Source organism: Sphingosinicella humi, assembly GCF_003129465.1.
Lineage (GTDB): Bacteria > Pseudomonadota > Alphaproteobacteria > Sphingomonadales > Sphingomonadaceae > Allosphingosinicella > Allosphingosinicella humi.
The window spans coordinates 2612036-2634383 of sequence record NZ_QFFF01000001.1; the positions used below are offsets into that span (position 1 = coordinate 2612036).

28 protein-coding genes are annotated in these 22348 nt (G+C 66.9%); 13 read left to right on the forward strand and 15 right to left on the reverse strand.

Annotated features, from left to right (window positions below; translation table 11 throughout):
* The first annotated feature begins 426 nt into the window (after positions 1-426).
* Positions 427-888 carry an RNA polymerase-binding protein DksA gene (gene dksA, locus DF286_RS12865; RefSeq protein ID WP_109271807.1) on the forward strand — a complete coding sequence of 154 codons (462 nt, stop codon included), beginning with the start codon at positions 427-429 and terminating at the stop codon, positions 886-888.
* A 75-nt stretch (positions 889-963) separates the two neighbouring features.
* The gene (locus DF286_RS12870) at positions 964-1305 is read left to right on the forward strand and encodes a PilZ domain-containing protein (RefSeq protein WP_243444822.1); all 342 of its coding nucleotides are present in this window, start codon (positions 964-966) and stop codon (positions 1303-1305) included.
* A 10-nt stretch (positions 1306-1315) separates the two neighbouring features.
* Here the strand turns inward: DF286_RS12870 and DF286_RS12875 are convergent, their stop codons facing one another.
* On the reverse strand, positions 1316-1471 hold the full coding sequence (locus DF286_RS12875; protein WP_109271808.1) for a DUF465 domain-containing protein: 156 nt from the start codon (positions 1469-1471) through the stop codon (positions 1316-1318).
* Between the two features lie 155 nt (positions 1472-1626).
* Here DF286_RS12875 and DF286_RS12880 point away from each other — a divergent pair, with 155 nt between their 5' ends.
* The 4 genes from DF286_RS12880 to DF286_RS12895 all read left to right on the forward strand — a co-directional run bounded on the left by DF286_RS12880 (position 1627) and on the right by DF286_RS12895 (position 3963).
* Positions 1627-1839 (forward strand): YdcH family protein, encoded by a 213-nt coding sequence (locus DF286_RS12880; RefSeq protein ID WP_109271809.1) that lies wholly within the window; start codon positions 1627-1629, stop codon positions 1837-1839.
* A 72-nt stretch (positions 1840-1911) separates the two neighbouring features.
* Entirely contained in the window at positions 1912-2373 is a 462-nt protein-coding gene (locus DF286_RS12885) for a DUF1465 family protein (RefSeq protein ID WP_243444823.1), read from the forward strand.
* A 13-nt stretch (positions 2374-2386) separates the two neighbouring features.
* Positions 2387-3532, forward strand: a complete 1146-nt coding sequence (locus DF286_RS12890; RefSeq protein ID WP_243444824.1) for an iron-containing alcohol dehydrogenase — start codon at positions 2387-2389, stop codon at positions 3530-3532.
* A complete protein-coding gene (locus DF286_RS12895) occupies positions 3529-3963 on the forward strand; it encodes an acyl-CoA thioesterase (protein WP_109271811.1) in 435 nt (144 codons plus the stop codon). Before DF286_RS12890 ends, DF286_RS12895 begins: the two co-directional genes overlap by 4 nt.
* Here DF286_RS12895 and DF286_RS12900 read toward each other — a convergent pair whose 3' ends face one another.
* The 4 genes from DF286_RS12900 to DF286_RS12915 all read right to left on the reverse strand — a co-directional run bounded on the left by DF286_RS12900 (position 3964) and on the right by DF286_RS12915 (position 7642).
* Positions 3964-4929 carry an NAD(P)H-dependent flavin oxidoreductase gene (locus DF286_RS12900; RefSeq protein WP_109271812.1) on the reverse strand — a complete coding sequence of 322 codons (966 nt, stop codon included), beginning with the start codon at positions 4927-4929 and terminating at the stop codon, positions 3964-3966.
* Positions 4930-5007: 78 nt separating this feature from the next.
* Complete coding sequence (gene pgmG / locus DF286_RS12905) at positions 5008-6390, reverse strand: phosphoglucomutase/phosphomannomutase PgmG (protein ID WP_109271813.1); 1383 nt, start codon at positions 6388-6390, stop codon at positions 5008-5010.
* 27 nt (positions 6391-6417) lie between these two features.
* A complete protein-coding gene (locus DF286_RS12910; protein WP_109271814.1) occupies positions 6418-6834 on the reverse strand; it encodes a DnaJ domain-containing protein in 417 nt (138 codons plus the stop codon).
* Position 6835: 1 nt separating this feature from the next.
* Positions 6836-7642, reverse strand: coding sequence for a division plane positioning ATPase MipZ (locus DF286_RS12915; protein WP_109271815.1), 807 nt, complete (start codon positions 7640-7642; stop codon positions 6836-6838).
* Positions 7643-7737: 95 nt separating this feature from the next.
* Here DF286_RS12915 and panC point away from each other — a divergent pair, with 95 nt between their 5' ends.
* The 3 genes from panC (at position 7738) to DF286_RS15210 (ending at position 9164) form a co-directional block, all read left to right on the forward strand.
* Positions 7738-8589: a pantoate--beta-alanine ligase gene (panC, locus tag DF286_RS12920; protein ID WP_109271816.1), complete on the forward strand. Its 852-nt coding sequence runs from the start codon at positions 7738-7740 to the stop codon at positions 8587-8589.
* 83 nt (positions 8590-8672) lie between these two features.
* Complete coding sequence (locus DF286_RS12925) at positions 8673-8969, forward strand: SEL1-like repeat protein (protein WP_109271817.1); 297 nt, start codon at positions 8673-8675, stop codon at positions 8967-8969.
* 57 nt (positions 8970-9026) lie between these two features.
* Entirely contained in the window at positions 9027-9164 is a 138-nt protein-coding gene (locus DF286_RS15210) for a hypothetical protein (protein WP_158274692.1), read from the forward strand.
* On the opposite strand, the gene DF286_RS15270 is transcribed toward DF286_RS15210, so the two are convergent.
* Entirely contained in the window at positions 9157-9327 is a 171-nt protein-coding gene (locus DF286_RS15270; protein WP_170303964.1) for a hypothetical protein, read from the reverse strand. The two genes, DF286_RS15210 and DF286_RS15270, sit on opposite strands and share 8 nt — an antisense overlap.
* A gap of 87 nt (positions 9328-9414) precedes the next feature.
* On the opposite strand from DF286_RS15270, the gene DF286_RS12930 reads away from it, so the two are divergent.
* Entirely contained in the window at positions 9415-9627 is a 213-nt protein-coding gene (locus tag DF286_RS12930; protein ID WP_109271818.1) for a hypothetical protein, read from the forward strand.
* 3 nt (positions 9628-9630) lie between these two features.
* Here DF286_RS12930 and DF286_RS12935 read toward each other — a convergent pair whose 3' ends face one another.
* From DF286_RS12935 to DF286_RS12960, 6 genes are all read right to left on the reverse strand, one after another.
* Positions 9631-10803, reverse strand: coding sequence for a hypothetical protein (locus DF286_RS12935; protein WP_146193627.1), 1173 nt, complete (start codon positions 10801-10803; stop codon positions 9631-9633).
* Positions 10804-10967: 164 nt separating this feature from the next.
* A complete protein-coding gene (rodA, locus tag DF286_RS12940) occupies positions 10968-12080 on the reverse strand; it encodes a rod shape-determining protein RodA (RefSeq protein WP_109272182.1) in 1113 nt (370 codons plus the stop codon).
* Entirely contained in the window at positions 12080-14023 is a 1944-nt protein-coding gene (mrdA, locus tag DF286_RS12945; RefSeq protein WP_109271820.1) for a penicillin-binding protein 2, read from the reverse strand. The genes rodA and mrdA overlap by 1 nt, the downstream gene beginning before the upstream one ends.
* Positions 14020-14535, reverse strand: coding sequence for a rod shape-determining protein MreD (mreD, locus tag DF286_RS12950; RefSeq protein WP_109271821.1), 516 nt, complete (start codon positions 14533-14535; stop codon positions 14020-14022). Before mreD ends, mrdA begins: the two co-directional genes overlap by 4 nt.
* Complete coding sequence (mreC, locus tag DF286_RS12955) at positions 14532-15428, reverse strand: rod shape-determining protein MreC (protein ID WP_109271822.1); 897 nt, start codon at positions 15426-15428, stop codon at positions 14532-14534. Before mreC ends, mreD begins: the two co-directional genes overlap by 4 nt.
* A gap of 16 nt (positions 15429-15444) precedes the next feature.
* A complete protein-coding gene (locus DF286_RS12960) occupies positions 15445-16485 on the reverse strand; it encodes a rod shape-determining protein (protein WP_109271823.1) in 1041 nt (346 codons plus the stop codon).
* Between the two features lie 146 nt (positions 16486-16631).
* On the opposite strand from DF286_RS12960, the gene mutL reads away from it, so the two are divergent.
* Complete coding sequence (mutL, locus tag DF286_RS12965) at positions 16632-18425, forward strand: DNA mismatch repair endonuclease MutL (RefSeq protein ID WP_109271824.1); 1794 nt, start codon at positions 16632-16634, stop codon at positions 18423-18425.
* A gap of 3 nt (positions 18426-18428) precedes the next feature.
* On the forward strand, positions 18429-18989 hold the full coding sequence (locus DF286_RS12970) for an SAM-dependent methyltransferase (RefSeq protein ID WP_207790031.1): 561 nt from the start codon (positions 18429-18431) through the stop codon (positions 18987-18989).
* Here DF286_RS12970 and DF286_RS12975 read toward each other — a convergent pair.
* The 3 genes from DF286_RS12975 to miaA are packed head-to-tail and all read right to left on the reverse strand — an operon-like array spanning position 18986 to position 21464.
* Entirely contained in the window at positions 18986-19543 is a 558-nt protein-coding gene (locus DF286_RS12975) for a GNAT family N-acetyltransferase (RefSeq protein WP_109271825.1), read from the reverse strand. The two genes, DF286_RS12970 and DF286_RS12975, sit on opposite strands and share 4 nt — an antisense overlap.
* Positions 19540-20526, reverse strand: a complete 987-nt coding sequence (gene ilvC / locus DF286_RS12980) for a ketol-acid reductoisomerase (RefSeq protein WP_109271826.1) — start codon at positions 20524-20526, stop codon at positions 19540-19542. The genes DF286_RS12975 and ilvC overlap by 4 nt, the downstream gene beginning before the upstream one ends.
* A complete protein-coding gene (miaA, locus tag DF286_RS12985) occupies positions 20526-21464 on the reverse strand; it encodes a tRNA (adenosine(37)-N6)-dimethylallyltransferase MiaA (protein WP_109271827.1) in 939 nt (312 codons plus the stop codon). The genes ilvC and miaA overlap by 1 nt, the downstream gene beginning before the upstream one ends.
* On the opposite strand from miaA, the gene serB reads away from it, so the two are divergent.
* Entirely contained in the window at positions 21463-22341 is an 879-nt protein-coding gene (gene serB, locus DF286_RS12990) for a phosphoserine phosphatase SerB (protein ID WP_109271828.1), read from the forward strand. The genes miaA and serB overlap by 2 nt on opposite strands.
* The last annotated feature ends 7 nt before the right edge of the window (positions 22342-22348 follow it).

Sequence of the window (22348 nt, forward strand, 5' to 3'; positions counted from 1 at the left end):
GAGCTATGCTTCAGAGATGCCCAATGGTCGTTTCAGTGCAAGTTCGTTAACCACATCTTGCCCTCTGAAGCAGGGGTAAACGGCTATTCGGAACGGTTTCGTCCCAATAGAAGACATTGTGCAGACAGCCGTGAACAAGCTGCGCGCCCTACATTCATGCTGATCTTCGCGCCGGCGGCTTTGAGTCGCTCGTGATTCGCCGATTCGTGCGTGTAGCGACGGCCTCCCCGCGGGGGGAGGCAAAAAGGTCACGCTTCCAGCGTAAAATCGCCTCCATTTTCAATCGACTTTTGAGTGACTTGTCCTTCACGCGTCGCAAAGCTATAGGCGCGCTGGGGCAGGTGCCGAACAATCGCGAAATGCGGGCGGCACCAGGGTTGCGGACCGGCCTTTCGCGCCGGGCCGCCCGACGAGTGGAGGGGTTTTATGGCTACGGCTCTCAGTGACGTTTACGAATCAGGTTTCAGTCCGGCGATGGTGCCGCTCGACGACGGCTACCGGCCGAGCCCCCATGAAGAGTTCATGAACCCGCTCCAGCTGGCGTATTTCCGCAAGAAGCTGCTCGACTGGAAAGAAGCGATCATCCAGGAATCGCGGGACACGATGGCGCAGCTGAAGAGCGGCCCGATCCGCGAGGCCGACATCACCGATCGCGCGTCGAGCGAAACCGACTGGGGCATCGAGCTTCGCACCCGTGACCGGCAGCGCAAGCTGATCGCCAAGATCGACGCCGCGCTGCGCCGAATCGACGAGGGCGAATATGGCTTCTGCGAAGTGACCGGGGAGCCGATCTCGCTGGCCCGGCTCGAGGCCCGTCCCGTCGCAACCATGACGGTCGAGGCCCAGGAGCGGCACGAGCGGCAGGAACGCGTCTCGCGCGACGACTGACGTCGTTAACCCGATTTCGACCATTGGAGGCTAGGTTCGCTGCGCCGCCGCAGAGCGGCTCCGGAGAGCCTGCCCGTGATCGAAACCAAGATAGTTTCCGATAAAGCTGCCCCGACTCGGCGGACGTCGCCGCGCGACAGCCTGTTTCTATCCGCGACCATCCGCAGGCCAGAGGATACCGCAGAGCCGGTGCCGGTGCGGGTCCGCAATCTCTCGGCGATCGGCGTCATGGCCGACTTCAATGACGTAGCGTCGCCGGGCGAGGTAGTGGTCGTTACCGTGCGCGGTATCGGCTCGGTAGCGGGGAAGGTGGCGTGGATTAAGAGGGGGAGGATCGGGATCAACTTCGACGTCGAAATCGATCCTTTGAAGGCTCGCAGGCCGGTTGTGAGGCGGGCGCCGCAGCGCCCGCTCTGATCGGGTTCGGCTAGAGGCCGAGTATAGCTTCCTTGATCTTGAGCTTTTCCTTCTTCAGTCGGGTAATCGTGGCCATGTCCGGATTGGGTCGCTGATTTTCCTCACTGATACGGGCATCGAGACCAGCATGTTTCAGCTCCAATGCGGACATATGCGCGTTTTGCATTCCCATCTCCTCTGCACGGCTGTTGGTCTGAATTATTAGAACGAAGAAGCGCTCGTCTGTCTCCCCGGATCGGACGGCCGGGCGTCCCTGTTCGACGACCCGTTGATCGTCTATCTATAGCGTCTTCACTAAGGTTTGGTAGCCGGAGGACGGCCATGGTGGCGAATGACGTTGGTGAGCTTAACGAAGCATCCAAGCTGGCTCAGTTGAGGATGGAACACCGCGATCTCGATGCCGCGATCGAGGCGCTGACCAGCACGCTGGCGGCCGACCAGCTCCAACTCGCGCGATTGAAACGCCGCAAGCTCCGCCTCAAGGACGAGATCGCGCTGATCGAGGACCATCTCGTCCCCGATATCATCGCCTGATTTTCTGCGAAAAGGAATGACTAACCCTTTTTCGGCGTTCACCGCGGCGTCCTCCTGTGGCACTGTCGGCGCATGGCCACCGAGCAAGCCCGCAGCCGAATGACCCCGCGGCTCATCGACTCGCTCTATGTCGAGGCGATGGTGCTCGCCGACGAGGCTCGCGCCTATTTCGACCGCAACGGGCGCGACGATCGGATGGCGTTGGACCCGATCGTCCGAGTCGGCTTTTCCTGCGAGTCGCTGAAGGTGACGACTCGGCTGATGCACATCATCGCCTGGCTCCTCACCCAACGAGCCGTCGAGGCGGGCGAGTTGACCTCCGCCCAGGCGCGCAAGCCCACGCGCCGGCTCGGCGAAGCGCCAGAAAGCGATCCGGAGCTGCTGGAACAGCTTCCCGAGGCCGCGCTGCAGCTTATCCAGTCGAGCCGCGATCTCTATGCCCGCGTGCAGCGGCTCGACGAAGGCGGCGACGAGATGGAGCCTCAGCCCAGCCCGGCTCGTAACCTGCTGCGGCGGCTGGAGCGCTCGCTCTGACGCGGCTGCTCTATTGAGCGACTATCGTTTCAGCTACGGCCCCAAGCTCGTTTCCGGAGCGGGCGCATCCGGACGGCTGGGCGAGTTCGTTCCCAAAGGTCCGTGCCTATTCGTCACCGACGGCCAGATCTTGGCCCTGGGTCTGGCTCGCGCCGCCCTCGAGTCGCTCGAAGCGGCCGGTGCCGAGCCTGTCATTTTCGATGCGGTGGAGGCGGATCCCTCGCGCGAAACGCTGCTGGCCGCGGTCGAAGCGGGCCGAGCGCGGGGCTGCGTCTCGACGATCGGGTTCGGCGGCGGCAGCCCGATGGATGTGGCCAAGCTCGCCGCCTATCTCATTCGAAGCGGTGACGATCTCGTCACGCTCTGGGGCGTCGACAAGGCGCGGGGGCAGCGTCTCCCGCTGATCCTGGTCCCGACCACCGCCGGCACCGGCTCGGAAGCGACGCCGGTCGCGGTCATCACTCTGGGTGGCGCCGAGAAGAAGGGCGTCAGCAGCCGCGCGCTGATCGCCGACTTAGCCATCCTCGACGCCGAGCTCACGATCGGCCTGCCGCGCCCAGTCACCGCCGCGACGGGCATGGACGCCATGGTGCATGCGATCGAGGCCTATACCTCCGCGCGGCTCAAAAATCCGATGTCCGACCTGCTGGCGCGCGAGGCGCTGCGGCTCCTCGACGCGAGCCTGCTGACGGCATGCGAGCGGCCCGAGGACAGGAAGGCGCGGGAAGCGATGCTGCTCGGCGCGCATCTCGCCGGCGTCGCCTTCGCCAATGCGCCGGTGGCCGGGGTGCATGCGCTCGCCTATCCTCTCGGAGGGCATTTCCATGTGCCGCACGGCCTCTCCAATGCGCTGATGCTGCCGCATGTGCTCGGCCACAACATGGTTGCCGCCATGACGTCATATGCCGAGCTTGGACGATGGCTCGATCCCAGCCTCGAGCGTCTCGGCGCGCAGGCGCAGGCGAGCGCCTTCGTCGAGCGCCTGCGCACCCTGTCGCGAGCCACGGGGCTGCCGCAGCGGCTTTCCGACGTCGGCGTCCGCGCCGCCGATCTCGACCTTCTGGCAAGCGAGGCGATGAAGCAGGAGCGGCTGCTGGTGAACAATCCCTGCCCGATTAGCGAAGCCGATGCCCGGCGCCTCTACGAGGCGGCGCTGTGACGCGGGCGCCGCTGAAGGGGCGGGATCATTACAGGACCTGGCGCGAGATCGGAACGCGCTGGGCCGACAACGACGCCTACGGCCACGTCAACAACACCGTCTATTATCAGTGGTTCGATACCGCCGTGAACGGCTGGCTGATCGACTCCGGCCTGCTCGATCTGAAGCAGGGGGAACCGATCGGGCTGGTGGTCGAGACGGGCTGCCGCTTCGCCGCGCCGCTCGCCTATCCGCAGCCCGTCGACATTGGACTGGCCGTAGAAAGGCTGGGAAACTCCAGCGTTTCCTATCGATTGGGCGTGTTCCCGAAGAATGGATCTGAAGCCGCCGCCGAAGGGCGCTTCGTCCATGTCTATGTCGATCGCGAGAAGCGTCGGCCGATGCGCTTGCCCGAACGCTGGCGGAGCGCACTGCAAAGGCTGGCGGACTAGCTAGCCAAGCGTCTTCAGCAGGGTGGCCCTGGCTTCGGCATATTCCGTGAGCAGGCGAGCGATATAGTCCGCGGCCGGCCGGATCTCCTGGATCGCGCCAATGCCCTGGCCTGAGCCCCAGATGTCGCGCCAGGCCTTCTTGCTGCCTTCGCCGGAGCCGAAGTCCATCGTCTTCAGATCGCCTTCCGGAAGGTCGTCGGGGTCGAGCCCCGCCGCGAGAATCGACTGGCGAAGATAGTTGCCATGGACGCCGGTGAAGAGGCTGGAATAGATGATGTCCGCCGCGCGCCCCTCCACGATTCCGTTTTTATATTCGGGGGTTGCGTTGGCTTCCTCGGTCGCGATGAAAGGGGAGCCGATATAGGCCAGATCCGCGCCCATGGCCTGGGCGGCAAGGATGGCGCGGCCGGTGGCGATGGCGCCCGAGAGGATGAGAGGCCCGTCGAACCAGGCGCGGATCTCCTGGACGAGGGCGAAGGGCGACAGCCGCCCCGCATGGCCGCCGGCCCCCGCCGCGACGGCGATGAGGCCGTCGGCGCCCTTCTCGATCGCCTTGCGCGCGAAGCGGTCGTTGATGACGTCGTGGAGCGTGATGCCGCCCCAGCCATGAACGGCATGGTTGAGCTCCTCGTTCGCGCCCAGCGAGGTGATGACGATCGGCACCTTCCATTTGGCGCAGGTCGCCAGGTCGTCTTGAAGGCGGCCGTTGGAACGGTGGACGATCTGGTTGACGGCAAAGGGCGCGGCAGGCGTGTCGGGATGGTCCCGGTCCCAGGCGGCGAGCTCTTCGGTGATGCGGTGCAGCCATTCGTCGAGCAGCGACTGCGGCCGCGCGTTCAGCGCCGGGAAGGAGCCGACGATCCCCGCCTTGCACTGGGCGATGACCAGATCGGGGTTGGAGACGATGAACAAGGGCGCGCCGATGACGGGCAGTCGCAGCCGGTTGAAAAGCAAGGGAAGAGCCATCCGCTTTCCCTTAAGGTAAAGGGGAGGGGCGTCAATGCACGCCTGTGTCCTCCCCGACCTTTCCCGAGAAGCGCTGGATCAGTGTGCCGCCTGCGGACCCCGTTGAAGGCCCGACAAGGCAAGCTGCTCGTCGATCTGGGCAACGAGACGATCGAGGCCTTCGCGCGTCCTCGCCTCGGCCCGCGCGACGAGCACATCCTGGGTGTTGGAGGCGCGGAGCAGCCACCAGCCATCGTCGGTGGTGACGCGAGCACCGTCGGTGCGGTTCACCTCGGCGCCGTTCCCCTCCAAGCGCTCCAGCACTTCCTCGACCACCGGGAATTTCCGGCTTTCGTCGACCTGGAAGCGCATTTCGGGCGTGTTGACCATGTCCGGCATGGCGGAGCGGAGCGCGGTCAGCGAGCCGCCGAGATGGGTCACGGCACGGATCAGGCGCACCGCCGCATAGAGCGCGTCGTCGAACCCGTAATAGTCATGGGCGAAGAAGATGTGGCCGCTCATCTCGCCGGCCAGAGGCGAGCCGGTTTCCTTCATCTTGGACTTGATGAGGCTATGGCCCGTCTTCCACATCAGCGGCTGTCCACCCAGCTCGGCGACGCGATCGAACAGGGCCTGGCTCGCCTTCACGTCGGCGATGATGGTGGCGCCGTCCACGTCCTGCAGGACCGGCTCGGCGAGGATGGAGAGAAGCTGGTCGCCCCAGACGACGCGGCCCTCGCCGTCAACGGCGCCGATCCGATCGCCGTCGCCGTCGAACGCGATGCCGAAATCGAGGCCCTTACCGGCCACGGCTGCTTTCAGGTCCTCGAGATTCTTTTCCTCGGTCGGGTCGGGATGGTGGTTCGGGAAGCGGCTGTCGACGTCGGTGTAGAGGAGATGGTGTTCGCCCGGCAGGCGCGCGGTCAGTTTCTCGACCACGGGGCCCGCGGCGCCGTTGCCGGCGTCCCAGGCGATGCGGAAGGCGGCGCCGTCGAAATTCCTGAGCAGCCGGTCGACATACATGTCCATGACGTCGGCCTCGCCGACCGTGCCTTCGCCGTCCTCCCAATCGCCTTCGGCGGCCATGGCGCCGAGGCGCTTGATGTCCTCTCCGAAGAAAGCGTTGCCGAACATCACCATCTTGAAGCCGTTATAATGGGCGGGATTGTGGCTGCCGGTGATCATGATGCCGCCGTCCACTTCCAGCTCCGCTTCGGCGAAGTAGAGCATCGGCGTCGGCCCGAGGCCGACGCGGGTGACGTCGACGCCCGATTCGTTGAGGCCGCGGATCAGCGCCTTTTCGAGGGCCGGCGAACTTTCCCGGCCATCATAACCGACAGCCACGCGAGTGCCGCCGCCGCGCCTGACCAGCGTCGCAAAGCTCCGGCCGATCGCGTGGGCATCCACTTCGCCCAGCGTTTCTCCCACGATGCCGCGTATGTCGTACTCGCGAAGGGTCGTCGGGTGGAAACGGTGGCTCATGAAGGACTCCGGTCTAGTGTGGGACAATCAAGACGCGCGAGGCGTTCGACGGTTCATTTCGGCGACCAAAGTGTCCCTGGCAAGGTTGACCCGGTGGGCGAGATCCGCCGAGCCGCCTTTGTCGGGATGGACCCTGGCAATTAAGCGGCGGTGCGCATCGCGTATGTCGGCGAGGGTGGCGGTCTCATCGACGCCGAGAAGCTGGCGTGCTTCCGCTACCGGCATCGATGGCGAGGCCCTGCGACCCCGCCGGTAGACGGCCCACAGCGCGGAGCCCGCCATCAATGGCAGTCCGAGCGCGAGGCGTCCTGTCGTGGCGAATCGAATGCCGAGGAGGAAAGCGGCGCCGGCAATACCGTCTTCGAAGGTCAGTCCCTTGAGGCGGCCGGTCCACCAGGCCCAGCCGGCTCCGGCCGCGATCAGCAGGAGCAGCGCGACCGGCATCTCAGCCCGCGGCAGCCCGAAGCGGCGCCGGCTCTCGTCCTTCCTCGGGAAGGCCGAAGCCAGCGATCATCTCGCGCAGTTCCTGGCGAGCGGCGATGTGGCTGATTCCGACATTGCCGAGATGGGCGAGGTCGAGCAGGGTCAGCCCCTTGGGAAAGAGTTCGCGGAAGATGACGCGCTCGCCAAGGCCTGGAATGACGCGGAAGCCCACGCGCCGCGACAACTCGTCGAGGGCGGCGCCGACGCGGCGCATATTCTTCGCCTCGACATGCTGGAGACGGTTGCGAAGCACGACCCAATCGACGCTCGTTCCGGTCGCCTTCGCCTTCTGGGTGCGGCTGTTCCAGACCAGCTCGGCGTAGAAGCTGGGGCGGCGGATCTTGTAGGTTTCGGCGTCCACCTCGCCGATCAGGTCGAGGTCGACGAAGCTGTCGTTGATCGGCGTCACCAGCGTGTCGGCGCTGAGCATCGCCTCCCGCGCGTGGGGATCATCGCGGCCGGGCGTGTCGATGACGACGACGTCGGCATCGCCGGCCAGGCGCTCGATCTGGTCGTGAAGGGTCTCGTCCTTGGCCGGGTCGAACGTCTCGTATACCGGCATCGGCAGCGGCGTGCCCAGCCGCGCGATCGAGGCGGCGCGATTGTCGAGGTAGCGGCCGAGGGTTCTTTGCCGCGTGTCGAGGTCGATCGCCGCCACGCGCCGACCGGCGGCAGCAAGCGCCACCGCGCTGTGGACGGCCGTCGTCGATTTGCCCGTTCCGCCCTTTTCGTTGGCGAATACGATGAAGTGCGGCCTTGCCCCGGTCATCGTTCCTGCCTTGCCCCCTCTTGATCTCGCCGCCGCGCTCCAGCAAGGAGCGCGGTTCATGAATAGGCCAAGCCTGTATCGGAGGCCATGAGGCCGTGCAATTAATCCGTGAAATAGATGCCCTTAGGGACGCCGTCGCAACACTGCGCCAGGAAGGCGGCGGCGTCGCTCTGGTCCCGACGATGGGCGCCCTCCACGCCGGCCACATGGCGCTCGTCGCCGAGGCGAAGCGGCACGCGGCCCATGTCGTCGTCTCCATCTTCGTCAACCCGACCCAGTTCGGGCCCAACGAGGATCTTGCCGCCTACCCGCGCCGGGAGGCGAGCGACTCCCGCATGCTGGAAGAGGCGGGCTGCGAGCTTTTGTGGACGCCGGCCGTCGAGGTCATGTACCCGGAAGGCTATGCCACCACTGTTTCCATGGCGGGAGTGAGCGAGGGGCTGTGCGGAGCCTCCCGGCCCGGCCATTTCGACGGCGTGGCGACGGTGGTCGCCAAGCTCTTCAACCAGGTCCGCCCGGATGTGGCCCTGTTCGGCGAGAAGGATTATCAGCAGCTAGCCGTCATTCGCCGGATGACACGCGATCTCGATCTGCCGGTGGAGGTGATCGGCGTCCCCACCCAGCGCGACGCCGACGGCCTCGCTTTGTCCTCGCGCAACATCTATCTGTCGGATGAGGAGCGGGTCGCCGCCCGCGCGCTGCCGCGGGCGCTGGGCGAGGCGGCACGGGCGATTCTGGAGGGCGTAGACATAGACGAGGCGCTCGCGACGGCGCGCGGCAAGCTGGCAGCCGCCGGCTTCGACCCGATCGACTATGTCCAGCTGTGCGATGCGGAGACGCTGCAGCCGCTGTCGAGCCTCTCGCGGCCCAGCCGTCTGCTGGCCGCCGCCCGCCTCGGCAGGACGCGCCTTATCGACAATCTGCCGGTCGTCCCGGCACACAGCTGAAGAACGTCACCGGGCCGTTAACCATTTCTTTGCACAAAAGGGTCGACATTCGCCCTCGACAATAAGTCGACAGGGGGCATGTGATGGGGAACAGCCTGAGGTCCGCGGCCTTTCTGATGGAAAGCCGCCTCGCCGAAGCCGCCGGGGGAAATGCGGCGGCCTTGTATGAATTGGGCGTCGCTTATTCCACGGGATCGAACGGGGTCGATGTCGACCTCATCCAAGCCCATAAATGGTTCAACCTCGCCGCGCTCAACGGCAGCCGCGAAGGGCAGCGATGCCGCGCGGAGATCGCCGAGGAGATGACCGCCCGGGAGATCGCCGAGGCGCAGCGCCAGGCGCGCGCCTGGCTCGCCGGCACCGTCGCCCACGCCGCCTGAGGGGAACGCCGCGGCGGGGGGAACGTTTTCGTCCTGTAACAAGGATGGAGACGGCCCATGGACGAGCGTGAACCCGTGACCGAAAAAGAGACCGTGATCGTCGAGCGCGGCAGTGGCGGCGGCATCATTGCCGCGATCGCACTGCTGATCCTGGTGGTGGCGGTCCTCGCCTATTTCGGCATGCTGCCTATTTAGGGCCGCCCTTGTCGTTCTTTCGCGACCGGTTGGCGTAGAGCAGAGCGGCGACGATGGCCGCCGATCCGATACCGACGGCGACGCCGGTCGCCACGCGCTTCTTGGACTTGTTGTTCTCGTCGGGCTTGGCAGCCGGATCCGGCTTCGAAGTTTCGTCTGACATGCCGAACCCCCTAGCCGAGAGCGCCCGGATCGCGCAACGCTTGACCCCCCGGTTCGTTGGCTGGTGCAAAGCCGATGGAGAAGTCAGATGGGAACCACCAAGAGCGGAACCGGCCACGAGAATACGGTCAACCAGGGCCCCGCACCCGAAAAGCCGCGCGAGGAAAGCGCCGACATCACGGGCAATGTGAAAAAAAAGGGCCAGGATCCCTCGCCGGACAACCGCCAGCGAGGCGAGCGATCGGAGGCCGACGCGCCGAGGCCGATCGACGCCGACACGGCGCACGAACGCGCGCGCTAGGGGTCAGATGCGACGGCGGAGGCGGTGCTCGCGCTGCCCCACCTTACGATAGATTCGAGGGCCGAGATCGAGCCGGAAGGGCCCCATCTTCTCGGTCGGCGGATCGCTTTCGCTTCCGACCAGGTAGGAGGCCGAGGTCTGGCCCGTCCCCGTTTCGCCCCAGCGATAGCGGACCTTGAACGCCACCATCGGGATGAACAGGCGACGCCCCTGCACCGTGACCTCCCGAACCTGTTCGCGCGGCAGCAGCACGGTGCCGCGATAGGGCATCTGCGTCTTGGCGGCGAGCGGCCTCGGCGCGGGCATGCCGCCGGCGGCGACTTCGGCGAAGTAGGCGCCGATCTCTTGATCCTGGGTTGGACCGGCGTTGAACAGACGGCCGTCGATCCTGACGTCGCGCGCTTCGCCGTCACCGGTGTTGCGCACCGTCAGCTCGAACTTCACCGTGGCATGGCTAGCAGTCGTTCCGGCCTCGAGGGGCCTGAATTCGAGGTCGATCCACGCTCGCGCCGGCTCTTCGCGGACGGGCGGAGCGGGGGGCGCAGGAGTCGCTGGTCGGAGCGGAGCCGCCGCGACCGGTGCGGAGACGACTGGAGCCGCCTGGCTCCTGCGGCGAAGAGCGACGAAGCCAAGGCCAGCGACGAGGCCGGCAAACAGCAGGTAGAGCCACCATTGGCCGCCGGTGTCGTCCAGCTCCAAGGGCGCCTGCTCCAGCGGCTCGGTAGCGCTCGAAGGCGGCTGCGAGACCGGAACTTCATTCGGGAGGGGCGAAGCGAGCGGTTCGGCGGTGGGATCGGTGGCCGGCTCGCGCGGCGCGGGCACTTCGGCGGTCGGCGTCGACGCGCTGCGCGTCGCACGTTGCTCGACCGGACTTGGCTGACGTCGGGGAGCGGGCCGGTTCGTAACCGGGGCAGGCGGCGGCGCGATCGTCACCACCGGCTCCGAGGCAGCAGGCTGCTGCTGCTCGGCCGACTGCGCAGGCGGCGACAGCGGGGCGATGGTCGGCCTCGGCTCTCCGACCGGCGCCGCCTGGTTCTCCGGCCTCAGTTCGAAATCCTGGAGCGCGGGCGGGCCGATGACGTCCGACGCGGGCGGCGATGCCTCCTGCGCAAGGGCGGGCACGCCCAGGATCGTCGATCCGAGCGCGGCAAGCCACAGCCCCCGACCTCTGTTCACCATCGAATCTTTGCTATCCCGCACGCTGTCGTCCGCCTAAGCCCTTGGCCCGGCGGGAGTCCATCCATTGTTTACCCAATCGGCCCCGCCTTGCGACGGGCCGGATGAACCCGGCGTTTAAGGACAGCCGTCCACTGGCGCCAGAGGCTTGTTGCCGGGGCCGGTCAGAGCCGTCGCCGCTCGCGCCGGTTGTTCCGGTCGATCGACATCAGGATGCCAAGGCACAGCATGACGGTCAGCATCGCCGATCCGCCATAGGAGAAGAGGGGCAGGGGGATGCCCACCACCGGCGCCAGCCCCATCACCATCAGCAGGTTGACTGCGAAGTAAAAGAAGATCGTCATGGTAAGCCCCGCCGCCGTCAGCCGCTCGAACCGGTCCTTGGTTTCGAGCGCGACGGCCATGCCCCAACGGAACAGCAGGACGAAGCAGAGGATCAGGAACAGGCCGCCCATCAGCCCCCATTCCTCGACCATCGCCGGGAAGATGAAGTCGGTATGCTGCTCGGGCAGATAATGGAGGTGGCTCTGGGTTCCGTTGAGATAGCCCTTGCCGAAGAGGCCGCCGGAGCCGATCGCGATCTTGGACTGGGTGATGTGATAGCCGGCGCCCAGGGGATCCTCTTCCGGATTGAGGAAGATCAGCACGCGCTTCTGCTGATGCGGCATCATGAAGAAGGCGTAGACGATCGGAATCATCGCCGCGACGGCGAGCCCGCCGCCGACGAACAGCCTCAGTGGCAGACCGGCCAGGAACATGACGGTGAGCGCCGAGAAGATGAGCAGCAGCGCCGTGCCGAGATCGGGCTGCATCAGGATCAGGACGGTCGGGATGAGCGTCAACACCGCCGGCGGCCATATCGCGCTCCATTTCCTGATCTCGCCGGTGGGAAGCCCGGCATAGAAGCCGGCCAGGACCAGGACGATGATGGGCTTCATCAACTCGGACGGTTGAAGCTGAATGAGGCCGAGATTGAGCCAGCTCTGGGCGCCGCCGCCGACGACCCCGATCGCCTCGACCACGAGCAGCAGGATCATCACTGCGCCATAAGCCGGGTAGGCCCAGTCGCGGAATTGGCGTGGCCGGAAATAGGAAAGGGCGACAGCCATTCCGAGGAGTCCGGTGAAGCGGATGAAATGGTTGAGGGCCCAGGGGCCGAGCGATCCGCCCGCTGCGGAATAGAGCGTCATGCCGCCGAACAGGCCGATCGCCATGATGATGAACAGAACCTTCCAGGGAAGGACGGCGATCGGCGCGGGAACGAGGGAATTGCCGATCACGCCGTGCTCCCTCCCGCCGCGCTTTCCGTCGCCGACGGCGAGTCCGCCTTTTTCGCTGCCTGGGCCGCCAACCAGCGGCGCTCGTCCCGCTTCATGCGCTCGGTGATGTTGCCGCCCCAGCCCTCCTCGAGTGCGGTCAGCGCCTCCATCGCCTTGGGCTTGTCGAACAGATAGGTGAGCACGTCCTTCGCCACCGGCGCGGCGGCGCGGGAGCCGCCCATGCCATGCTCGATCACGACCGAGGCGGCGTAGCGCGGATTGTCGGTGGGCGCGAAGCAGACGAACAGGCCGTGGTCCCGATATTTCCAGTCGCCGCCCTGTCCGCGCTGGCCGGCGGCGATGCGCCGGACCTGGGCGGTGCCGGTCTTGCCGCCCATCTGGATGCCGTCCAACGGTAACCGGCTGCGGCCGGCCGTGCCGGCGCCGTTCACCACTTCCCACATGCCATGCCGCACCGCCTCGAAATGCTCGGGCGGCATGTCGAGCGGCGGTGCCGGCCGCTCCCGGCCACGGATCAGGGTCGGCTGAAGGTTTCGGCCGGAAGCGATCCTTGCCGCCATGACGGCAAGCTGGAGCGGATTGACCAGCAGATAACCTTGGCCGATCACGGCATTGAGCGTGTCCGATCGGGTCCAATCCTGCTTGTATTTGCGCATCTTCCAGGCGCTGTCGGGCACCGTGCCGTAGCTTTGGGAGACGACCGGGAGGGGATATTCCTCGCCGAGCCCCAGCCGCCGGGCCATCACGGCGATCGCGTCATAGCCGATGCGATTGCCCATTGCGTAGAAATAGGTGTTGCAGCTGCGCGCGATGGCGGTGTGCATGGTCATCGGTCCGTGCCGGCCGAGGCAGCGGAAGAAGCGGTTCCCCAGCTGATAGCCGCCGCCGCAATAGACCCGTTCCTCCGGATCGATGCCGGCGCTGAGCAGCGCCATGGCGGCCATCGGCTTCACGGTCGATCCGGGCGGATAGAGCGAGCTCAGCGCCTTGTTGACCAGCGGCCGCCGCTCGTCCTGCGACAGCATGTTCCATTCATTGTGACTGATGCCGTCGGAAAAGCTGTTGGGATCGAAGGACGGCATCGACGCCATGCAGAGAATGTCGCCGTTCTGGCAATCCAAGACGATGACGGCGCCGGACTCGTCTCCGAGGCGGCGGGCGGCATAGGTCTGGAGGCCGGCGTCGATGGCGAGGGGCAGCGTCTTGCCCGGCTTGTCGGGAACGGTTGAAAGCTCGCGCACCAGCTTGCCACGCGCCGTCACTTCCAGACGCTTCGCCCCCGGGGTGCCGCGCATCTGATGTTCCATCGTCTTTTCAAGGCCGTCCTTGCCGATCTTGAATCCGGGCGTGATCAGCAGACGGTTCTTGCCGGACTCCTCATACTCCTCCTTGTTCGCGATGCCGACATAGCCGACCAGCTGGCCGACCGCGGCACCGTCCGGATAGTAGCGGCTGAACCCGCGCAAGGGGGAAACCCCCGGCAGCTCCGGCAGGCGGAGCGTGACGGCGGCATATTTGTCGAAGCTCAGATTTTCCGCGACGGGCACGGGTTGATAGCCGGCGGCGCCTTCCAGCTCGGTCCGGATTCGCTGCACTTCCTCGGCCGGCAGCGCGAGCAGCTTCGTGAGTTGAGCGATGATCCGGTCCGGGTCCTCCAGCTGGTCCGGGATCAGGTCGACGCGATAGTCGCTGCGGTTGATCGCGATCGGCTGTCCTTCGCGATCGACGATCCAGCCGCGGCGGGGCGGCACGATCATCAGCTGGAAGCGGTTGCTCTCGGCCAATAGCTTGTAGCGCTCATTCTCGGCGACCGAGAGCCAGGCCATGCGACCGGCGATGAGCGCGGCGATCCCGCCCTGCATTCCCCCCAGCACCAGCGCCCGGCGGGTGAAGGTGTAGGTCTGGCTGTTTTCCGTAACGAGAGGAATGCGCCGTTTCATCGCGACAGACGCCACCTGTCTAGCGCAAGGACGACCCGGGCCACCAGCGGAAAGGCGAAGACGGACGCGATGAGTTGCGGCGCCACCACCGCGAAAGCCGTGTCGCTCCCCATCAGCCGGCCGATCACCCAGCCGCTCCACACATAGAAGAGGATCGCCAGCGTCGCGAAGAACCAGTCCATCCAATAGTCGCGGAAGAGGACGCGGCTATCGAGCAGGTCGAAGGCGAGGAAGACGATCGTCCACAGCGCCATCGACTGGCCGAGCGGGTGCCCGGCCAGCAGATCGTTGAGAAGCCCCAGCGGAAGCGCGGTCGTCGCCGACCAGATTTCCGGCCGGAGCAGGCGCCACGCGATCAAGGTCAGGAAGGCGAAATCCGGGACGATCGGCGAGGTCACGATCACGGGCAGCAAGGTCAGCAGAGATGCGGCAATGGTCGAGGCGACCGGCACGTAACGCCGCCGCCGATCCGCCCTCCGGACGTCGCTTTGGGTGAGCGCGATCCGGTTCATTGCGCCGCGTCCGCCGTTTGCGTCGGCGCCGGCGCAAGCGGTTCGCCGGCCGCCGGTTCGTAAAGGCTCTGCACGACCGCGAAGTCTATCCGCGCCGGATCGGCGAGGGGCCGGGCGATCGTCCGGTCGCGGTCCGCCGATACCACCATGGCAACGGGAATGCCGGGCGCGTAAATCCCGCCGGTGCCGGAGGTGACGAAGACGTCGCCGCGCTTGAACGGGTTCTCGCCGAGCTCGAGCGGCTTGATCTCGATCGTCCCGTCGCCAAGGCCGGTGGCCATGGCCGGCGTGCCTTCGCGCGCCAGCTGCACGGGCACATTGCTGGCGCCGTCGGTGAGCAGCAGCACCCGGGAAGCGAAATGGCCGGTTTCGACGACTCGACCGATCAGCCCCTCCGGCGCCCGGACCGGATAGCCGATCTGGACGCCGTCGCCCCGGCCGGCCGCGATGGTCGCGAGCCGACGGCTGGAATCGAAGGATGAGGATACGATGCGAGTCGTCGCGACCTCCTCGGTGAGGTCCTTGGTGAGCTTGAGCAGGCGCTTAAGGCGGCGATTCTCGAGTTCCAGCGCCCGAGCCTCCACCAGCCGATTGTGCGTTGCCTCGAGCTGCCGCTTCAGATCGTCGTTCTGCGAGGCGGCCATGAAGTAGTGGCTGACTGCCTCGCCGCTGTTCGTGACGCCTCGGACCACGGCCCGCCCGGCGGAGCTGATCGGCAGGGTGGCGTCGAGCGCGGCGCCGCGCAGGGCGTTGAAGCCCCGCGGATCGACCATGGCGACGATCAGCAGCAGGACCGCGAACAGGACGCCGCCCACCGCCACGACATAGCCGATGAACAGTCCGTATTGCGCCCTGCGGGAAAATCCGGGGCGCCGGGTCTTGGGCGGCGCCATCGTCTCCTCGCCCCGCTCAGGCCGTGGTCAGGACGCCGCGGAAGATCTCCTCCTCCAGCGCCCTGCCGGTGCCGAGGGCAACGCAGGTCAAGGGATCGTCGGCGACGGTGACGGGGAGGCCCGTCTCGTCGCGCAGCACCTCGTCCAGCCCCTGCAGCAGCGCGCCGCCGCCGGTCAGCACAATGCCCTGGTCGACGATGTCGGCGGCAAGCTCCGGCGCGGTGTTCTCGAGCGCGATGCGGACGCCCTCGACGATGGTGCCGACCGGCTCGGACAGCGCCTCGGCGATCTGGCGCTGGTTGATCGTGATCTCCTTGGGCACGCCGTTGACGAGATCGCGGCCCTTGATGTGGACGGTGAGACCGTCGCCGTCGGCCGGCGGCTTGGCGATGCCGACCTGCTGCTTGATGCGCTCGGCCGTCGCCTCGCCGATGAGGAGGTTATGGTTGCGGCGGACGTAGGAGGAGATCGCCTCGTCCATCTTGTCGCCCCCGACCCGCACCGAGGTGGTGTAGGCGAGGCCGCGCAGGGAGAGGACCGCGACTTCGGTGGTGCCGCCGCCAATGTCGACGACCATCGATCCGATCGGCTCGGTCACCGGCATGTCGGCGCCGATCGCGGCGGCCATGGGCTCCTCGATCAGATAGACCGCCGAGGCGCCGGCGTTGGAGGCGGCGTCACGGATGGCGCGGCGCTCGACCGAGGTGGAGCCCGAGGGCACGCAGATCACGATCTCCGGCCAGCGCGGGAAGCGGCGCTTGCCATGAACCTTCTGGATGAAATGCTTGATCATCTGCTCGGCGACATCGATGTCCGCGATGACGCCGTCGCGCAGGGGGCGAATCGCCTCGATCTGGTCGGGCGTCTTGCCCATCATCAGCTTGGCGTCGTCGCCGACCGCCTTGACGCGCTTGACGCCGTTGATCGTCTCGATCGCGACCACCGAGGGCTCGTTCAGAACGACGCCGCGCCCGCGCACATAGACGACCGTATTCGCCGTGCCGAGATCGATGGCCATGTCGTGCGACGGGAACTTCAGAAAACGCATCAGGGACATATGAGCAGGTCTCGCTTCCTCGGATTCGCGGCGCCGGGCCGAGGCCGGTTCCGCCAGTATCGCCTCTATAGGGTGCCCCCGCTCATCGCGTCCACAAAACAGTTAACGCCTCGCGAGAGGGAGCCGATTGGTCTAGAGACTCGTCCATGTCAATACGCCGTCTTCCTGAACATCTCGTCAACCGCATCGCCGCCGGTGAAGTCGTGGAGAGGCCGGCCAGCGTGTTGAAAGAATTGGTGGAAAACGCGATCGATGCCGGCGCCACGCGAATCGCCATTTCGCTCGGCGGCGGCGGCACCGACCGGATCGAGGTGACCGACGACGGCTGCGGCATGAGTCCGGCCGACATGGCCCTGGCGCTGGAGCGCCACGCCACCTCGAAACTGCCCGACGATGCGATCGAGCGGGTGGCGACGCTCGGCTTTCGCGGCGAGGCGCTGCCGTCCATCGCCAGCGTCGCCCGGCTGCGGGTCGAGAGCCGGATACGGGGCGCGGACGGCTGGGCGAGCGACATAGACAATGGCAGGCTCGTCGAGGAGGGGCCGGCCGCGCTTCCGCCGGGCACGCGAATCACCGTCGAGGACCTGTTCGCGCGGGTGCCGGCGCGGCGCAAGTTCCTGCGCTCGCCGCGCTCCGAATATGGCGCCTGCCTCGATGTCGTGAAGCGGCTCGCCATGGCGCGGCCCGATATCGGCTTCAGCCTCGACCATGACGGCCGTCGCAGCCTGTCGGTCCAGCCGGGGGAGGACCGGCCGGCGCGGGTGGCGGCACTCACCGACCGGGGCCTCGCGGACAATAGCGTCGCCATCGACTATGAGCGCGGTCCGGCGCGGCTCGGCGGCGTGGCCGGCCTTCCGACCTTCAACCGCGGTGTCGCCGATCATCAATATCTTTTCGTCAACGGCCGGCCGGTGAAGGACCGGCTGCTGATCGGCGCCGTGCGCGCCGCCTATCAGGACCTGCTCGCGCGCGACCGCCACCCGATCCTCGCGCTTTTCATCGACCTTCCCGGCGAGGAGGTGGACGTCAACGTCCATCCCGCCAAGACCGAGGTCCGCTTTCGAGATTCCGGCAACATCCGCGGCCTCATCATCGGCGGCCTCCGCCACGCGCTCGACTCCGCCGGCCACCGCAGCGCCCAGCGCCCGTCCGCGGCGGCGCTCGGCAACTGGCAGCAGGAGCCGGCGCAGGCGATGCGCAGCCCGAGCTTTCCGATGCCGACGCCGGGGCAGGGCAACTGGTTCGGCCTGCCTCGCGGACAGACTGAACCCACCGGCGTCTGGGACCGGCACCCGCAATATGCCGCTCCGCTCCAGGCGCGGGCCGAGCCGGCGACGGAGTCGCCGCCGCACGCGGGCACTTTCCCGCTCGGCGTCGCACGCGGCCAGGTCGCCGCCACCTATATCGTCGCCGAAGCGGAGGACGGGCTCGTCCTCGTAGACCAGCATGCCGCGCACGAACGCCTGGTGCTCGAGCGGATGCGCGCGGCGATGGCCAACGGCGGCGTCGCGTCGCAGGCGCTTCTGCTCCCCGAGGTGGTCGAGCTGGACGAGCCGGCCTGCGACCGGCTTGAAGGCCGCGCCGCCGAGCTCGCCGAAATGGGTCTGGAACTGGAGCGGTTCGGGCCGCGTGCCATGCTCGTCCGCGCCACGCCGGCATTGTTGGGGCAGGGCGACATCAACGGCCTCGTCACCGACCTCGCCGACGAGCTCGCCGCCTATGACGAGGCGCTGTCCCTGAAGGAACGCCTCGACCATGTCGCCGCTACCATGGCCTGCCACGGCTCGGTCAGGGCGGGGCGGCTGCTGTCGGTCGCCGAGATGAATGCCCTGCTCCGGGAGATGGAGGTCACGCCGCACAGCGGTCAGTGCAACCATGGCCGCCCGACCTGGGTTAAGCTCGGACATGGCGACATCGAGAAACTGTTCGGGAGGAAATAGCCGGTGAAGGCCGTGCCGATCCTGCTGATGACGGCGCTGGCCAGCTGCGCTCCCGCGTCCCCGGAAGGCGGATCGCAAGGGACATTGGCGGTCACGACCGTTCGCAAGCCTGACGTCCGCTATGAACCGAGCCCGAGGCCGGTGGTGCGCGAGATGCTGGAGCTTGCCAAGGTGGGGCCGCAGGATGTCGTCTACGACCTCGGCTCGGGCGATGGGCGGATTCCGATCATGGCCGCCGAGGTTTTCGGTGCGCGCGGCGTCGGGATCGACATCGATCCCGAACGTATCGCCGAGGCGCAGGCGAATGCGCGCGAGGCGGGAGTCACGGACCGTGTGAGCTTCCGCAACGAGGACCTCTTCGAGGCCGATTTCAGCGACGCGACGGTGGTGACCCTGTTCCTCTCACCCGACGTCAATCTCAAGCTAAGGCCGATCCTGCTCCGTCAGCTGAAGCCGGGCACGCGGGTCGTCAGCTACTGGCACGACATGGGCGATTGGAAGCCGGAGGGCACCGTTTCGACCGAGCGGGCGAACATCTATCTGTGGACGATTCCGCCGGGTTAGGTTCGCCGCACCGTCCATTCGCTGGCGAGGAGCGCATAATATTCGTCGTCCAGCCACGCGCCGTCGCAGAGGAAGCTTTGGCGAAACTCGCCTTCCTTGCGAAAGCCGAGGGATCGGAGGAGGGCGATCGAGGCCGTGTTCGGCGCGGCGGTGACGGCGACGAAGCGGTGAATGGCATGGCTGTCGACCAGATAGTCGATGATCGCCGCCACGGCCTCCCGGGCATAGCCTCGGCGCTGGTGGTCGGGGTGCAGGCGATAGCCGAGCTCGACCTGACGCTCGCCGGGTATGCCGAACCCAACGCCGATGTCCCCGATCGCCAGCCCATTCTCCCGCCGCTCGATGACGAACTGATACCAGGGGCCGCCGGGCTCCGTCTCGCCCGGCAGCTTGGCCTGCATGTCGGCGACGATCTGGGTCAGGAAACCGCGGAGGTCGGGTCGGCGGCTGGTGTAGCGGCTTATGGCCGGATCGGACCAGTTCCGGATCAGCGGCTCGAGATCGTCGTCACGCAGCCGCCGCAGCCGGAGCCTTTCCGACTCGGCGAAGATCATGGCCGGTCCTTGAGCCGTTCCAGCCGGGCCCGCGCCTGCTCGATGGGATGGGCGCTCGCTCTGGCGCGGGAGGCTTTCAGGAGCGCATATCCGTTCTCAGCATCGGAGAGCAAATCCTTGACGAAGCTGCCGTTTCGGACATCGCGGAGGATGCGGCGCATTTCGGTGCGGGTGTCGGCGGTGACGATGCGCTCGCCGCCCTTGAGCGCGCCGAACTCGGCGGTGTTCGAGATGGCTTCCCGCATCCCGGCGATGCCGCGCGCGTAGATGAGATCGGCGATCAGCTTCACCTCGGTAAGGCATTCAAGATAGGCGACTTCGGGCGAGAAGCCCGCTTCCACCAACGTGTCGAACCCGGCCTGGATCAACTCGGGAATGGCGCCCCAGAGCACCGCCTGCTCGTTGAACAGGTCGGCCTCGCATTCCTCGGCGAAGCTCGTCTCCAGCATCCCGACCCGGCCGCTGCCGATGGCGCTTCCGTAGGAGAGGGCGAGGGGACGGGCCGATCCCGTCGCGTCCTGATGGATAGCGAAGAGCGAGATGAGCCCGCTGCCTTTCAGATACTCCTCGCGCAGCGCCGTGCCCGGACCCTTGGGCGCCACCAGGAACACGTCCAGATCGTCGCGCGGCTCGATCAGGGCAAAGCGGATGGCGAGGCCGTGAGCGAAGATGAGCGCGGCGCCTTGCCTGAGGTTGGGCGCCAGCGCCTCACGATAGACCTGGCCCTGCTCCTCGTCGGGGAAGAGCATGACCATAATATCGGCCCACGCCGCCGCTTCGGCCGGCGTCATGACGTCAAGGCCGTCGGCCCGCACGTCACCCGCGCTGGACGAGCCTTCGCGCAGAGCGACGCGTAGCTGCTCGACGCCGCTGTCGCGCAGGTTCAGCGCCTGCGGTCGGCCCTGATTGCCATAGCCCAGGATGGCGATCCGCTTCGTCCGGATCAGCGCCGGATCGGCATCACTGTCGAAATAGACCTGCATCAGCTTCCTATCTGTTCCTCGAGCCGGGCTAGGGCATTTGCCAGCCCCTCGCAATCGAGCGGCTCGGTGAAGCGCGGCCACGCCGCCGGCGGCTGGCGCGAGAACCAGGTATATTGGCGCTTGGCATATTGGCGGGTGGCGATGCGGCCGGCTTCCAACGCTTGCTCCCGGCTGAGCTCGCCCGCGAGGAAGGCGGCGATCTCCGGCACCCCGATGGCGCGCATCACGGGGAGGGCAGGGTCGAGCCGACGCTCCAGAAGCGACTCCACCTCGGCCAGGCCTTCCTCCTCCATCATCGTCTCGAAGCGCCGGTCGCAGCGGGTGTAGAGCCAGTCGCGCGGCGGCAGGAGGATGAGCGGGACGAGGCGCACGTCGCCGGCGATGCCGCCGACCTTCTCCCTGTGCCATTCGCCCAGCGGCCGCCCGGTCGAGCGCACGACTTCCAGGGCGCGCGCGACCCGGGTTGTGTCGCTCGGCCGCAGGCGCTCGGCGGCCATGGGGTCCTCGCGGACGAGCAAGGCGTGAGCCTCGGCGACGGGAAGGGCGCGCACCTCGGCCCGAATGTCCGGATCGATTGGCGGAATGGGTGCGATCCCCTCCAGGAGCGTTCGGATGTACAGCCCCGTGCCGCCGACGAGGATCGGCAGCCGACCTTGCTGCTGCGCTTCGCGAATTGCGGCCTTGGCGTCATCCGCCCAGTCGGCGGCGGAGCAGGCGACCGCGCCGTCGCGATAGCCGTAGAGGCGGTGAGGGGCGCGAGCTTCCTCCGCCTCAGAAGGCCGGGCGCTAACGATACGGAGGTCGCGGTAAACCTGGGCGCTGTCGGCGTTGATGACCGTGCCGGCTTGCCGTTCGGCCAGCGCCAGGGCCAGAGCCGACTTGCCGCTCGCGGTTGCTCCCGCGATAAGCGCCAGCTTCGTTCTTGCAGGGGAATCCATGTTCATCGCCACCCTGATAGCAGCCCGCCGCCTTTCCAGCGGCGATATTTCCACCGCCGAGGATGCGCTGCGCGAGCATGGCATCGAGCCGATGGGCCGCAGCTGGATCGAGGCGGACGTAGCCTGCGACATCCTGTTCTCGGCCGACCCGGTCCTCGCCAAGGCGGCACTGGAGGGGCTGATCCCCGGCGTGGACCTGGTCGTCCAGGGCGAGGCGGGGCGGCGCAAGCGCCTGCTCGTTGCCGACATGGATTCGACGATGATCACCGTCGAGTGCATCGACGAGCTCGCCGACTATGCCGGTCGCAAGGCCGAAGTCGCCGAAGTCACAGAGCGTGCCATGCGCGGCGAGATCGATTTCGAGGCCGCCCTTCGCGAGCGCGTCATCCTCCTCAAGGGGCTGGAGGAAGCCGTTCTCGACCGCTGCCACGCCGAGCGGGTGCGGATCACGCCGGGTGCCCGGGCGCTGGTCCGGACCATGCGGCGGGAGGGCGCTTACTGCCTGCTCGTCTCCGGTGGATTCTCGCGTTTCGCGGATCAGGTGGCGAGCGCCATCGGTTTCAACCTCGCCGCTTCAAACAGGCTGTTGATCGAGGAAGGAAGGCTCACCGGTCTGGTCGAGGAGCCGATCCTGGCCTCCGAAGGCAAAGTTGAGGCCTTGGTCAATGCGGCCGCCCAGCAGCAGGTCGACCTTGCCGATTGCCTCGCCATCGGCGACGGCGCCAACGACATACCGATGCTGCAAGCCGCGGGCCTCGGCATCGCCTACCATGCCAAGCCGAAGGTCGCCGCAGGCGCGGACGCGCGGATCGAGCATGGCGACCTCAGCGCCTTGCTCTTCGCGCAAGGCTATTCACGGGACGATTGGGAGGCCTGAAGGGGAG

What these genes read in the sequence shown, in the direction of transcription:
- dksA (WP_109271807.1), top strand. Translation starts at nt 427, where the DNA reads ATGGCTACGGCTCTCAGTGACGTTTACGAATCAGGTTTCAGTCCGGCG.
- DF286_RS12875 (WP_109271808.1), bottom strand. Translation starts at nt 1,471, where the DNA reads ATGCAAAACGCGCATATGTCCGCATTGGAGCTGAAACATGCTGGTCTC.
- DF286_RS12880 (WP_109271809.1), top strand. Translation starts at nt 1,627, where the DNA reads ATGGTGGCGAATGACGTTGGTGAGCTTAACGAAGCATCCAAGCTGGCT.
- DF286_RS12885 (WP_243444823.1), top strand. Translation starts at nt 1,912, where the DNA reads ATGGCCACCGAGCAAGCCCGCAGCCGAATGACCCCGCGGCTCATCGAC.
- DF286_RS12900 (WP_109271812.1), bottom strand. Translation starts at nt 4,929, where the DNA reads ATGGCTCTTCCCTTGCTTTTCAACCGGCTGCGACTGCCCGTCATCGGC.
- pgmG (WP_109271813.1), bottom strand. Translation starts at nt 6,390, where the DNA reads ATGAGCCACCGTTTCCACCCGACGACCCTTCGCGAGTACGACATACGC.
- DF286_RS12910 (WP_109271814.1), bottom strand. Translation starts at nt 6,834, where the DNA reads ATGCCGGTCGCGCTGCTCCTGCTGATCGCGGCCGGAGCCGGCTGGGCC.
- DF286_RS12915 (WP_109271815.1), bottom strand. Translation starts at nt 7,642, where the DNA reads ATGACCGGGGCAAGGCCGCACTTCATCGTATTCGCCAACGAAAAGGGC.
- DF286_RS12925 (WP_109271817.1), top strand. Translation starts at nt 8,673, where the DNA reads ATGGGGAACAGCCTGAGGTCCGCGGCCTTTCTGATGGAAAGCCGCCTC.
- DF286_RS15210 (WP_158274692.1), top strand. Translation starts at nt 9,027, where the DNA reads ATGGACGAGCGTGAACCCGTGACCGAAAAAGAGACCGTGATCGTCGAG.
- DF286_RS15270 (WP_170303964.1), bottom strand. Translation starts at nt 9,327, where the DNA reads ATGTCAGACGAAACTTCGAAGCCGGATCCGGCTGCCAAGCCCGACGAG.
- DF286_RS12930 (WP_109271818.1), top strand. Translation starts at nt 9,415, where the DNA reads ATGGGAACCACCAAGAGCGGAACCGGCCACGAGAATACGGTCAACCAG.
- mrdA (WP_109271820.1), bottom strand. Translation starts at nt 14,023, where the DNA reads ATGAAACGGCGCATTCCTCTCGTTACGGAAAACAGCCAGACCTACACC.
- mreD (WP_109271821.1), bottom strand. Translation starts at nt 14,535, where the DNA reads ATGAACCGGATCGCGCTCACCCAAAGCGACGTCCGGAGGGCGGATCGG.
- mreC (WP_109271822.1), bottom strand. Translation starts at nt 15,428, where the DNA reads ATGGCGCCGCCCAAGACCCGGCGCCCCGGATTTTCCCGCAGGGCGCAA.
- DF286_RS12960 (WP_109271823.1), bottom strand. Translation starts at nt 16,485, where the DNA reads ATGTCCCTGATGCGTTTTCTGAAGTTCCCGTCGCACGACATGGCCATC.
- mutL (WP_109271824.1), top strand. Translation starts at nt 16,632, where the DNA reads ATGTCAATACGCCGTCTTCCTGAACATCTCGTCAACCGCATCGCCGCC.
- DF286_RS12975 (WP_109271825.1), bottom strand. Translation starts at nt 19,543, where the DNA reads ATGATCTTCGCCGAGTCGGAAAGGCTCCGGCTGCGGCGGCTGCGTGAC.
- ilvC (WP_109271826.1), bottom strand. Translation starts at nt 20,526, where the DNA reads ATGCAGGTCTATTTCGACAGTGATGCCGATCCGGCGCTGATCCGGACG.
- serB (WP_109271828.1), top strand. Translation starts at nt 21,463, where the DNA reads ATGTTCATCGCCACCCTGATAGCAGCCCGCCGCCTTTCCAGCGGCGAT.
- miaA (WP_109271827.1), bottom strand. Translation starts at nt 21,464, where the DNA reads ATGGATTCCCCTGCAAGAACGAAGCTGGCGCTTATCGCGGGAGCAACC.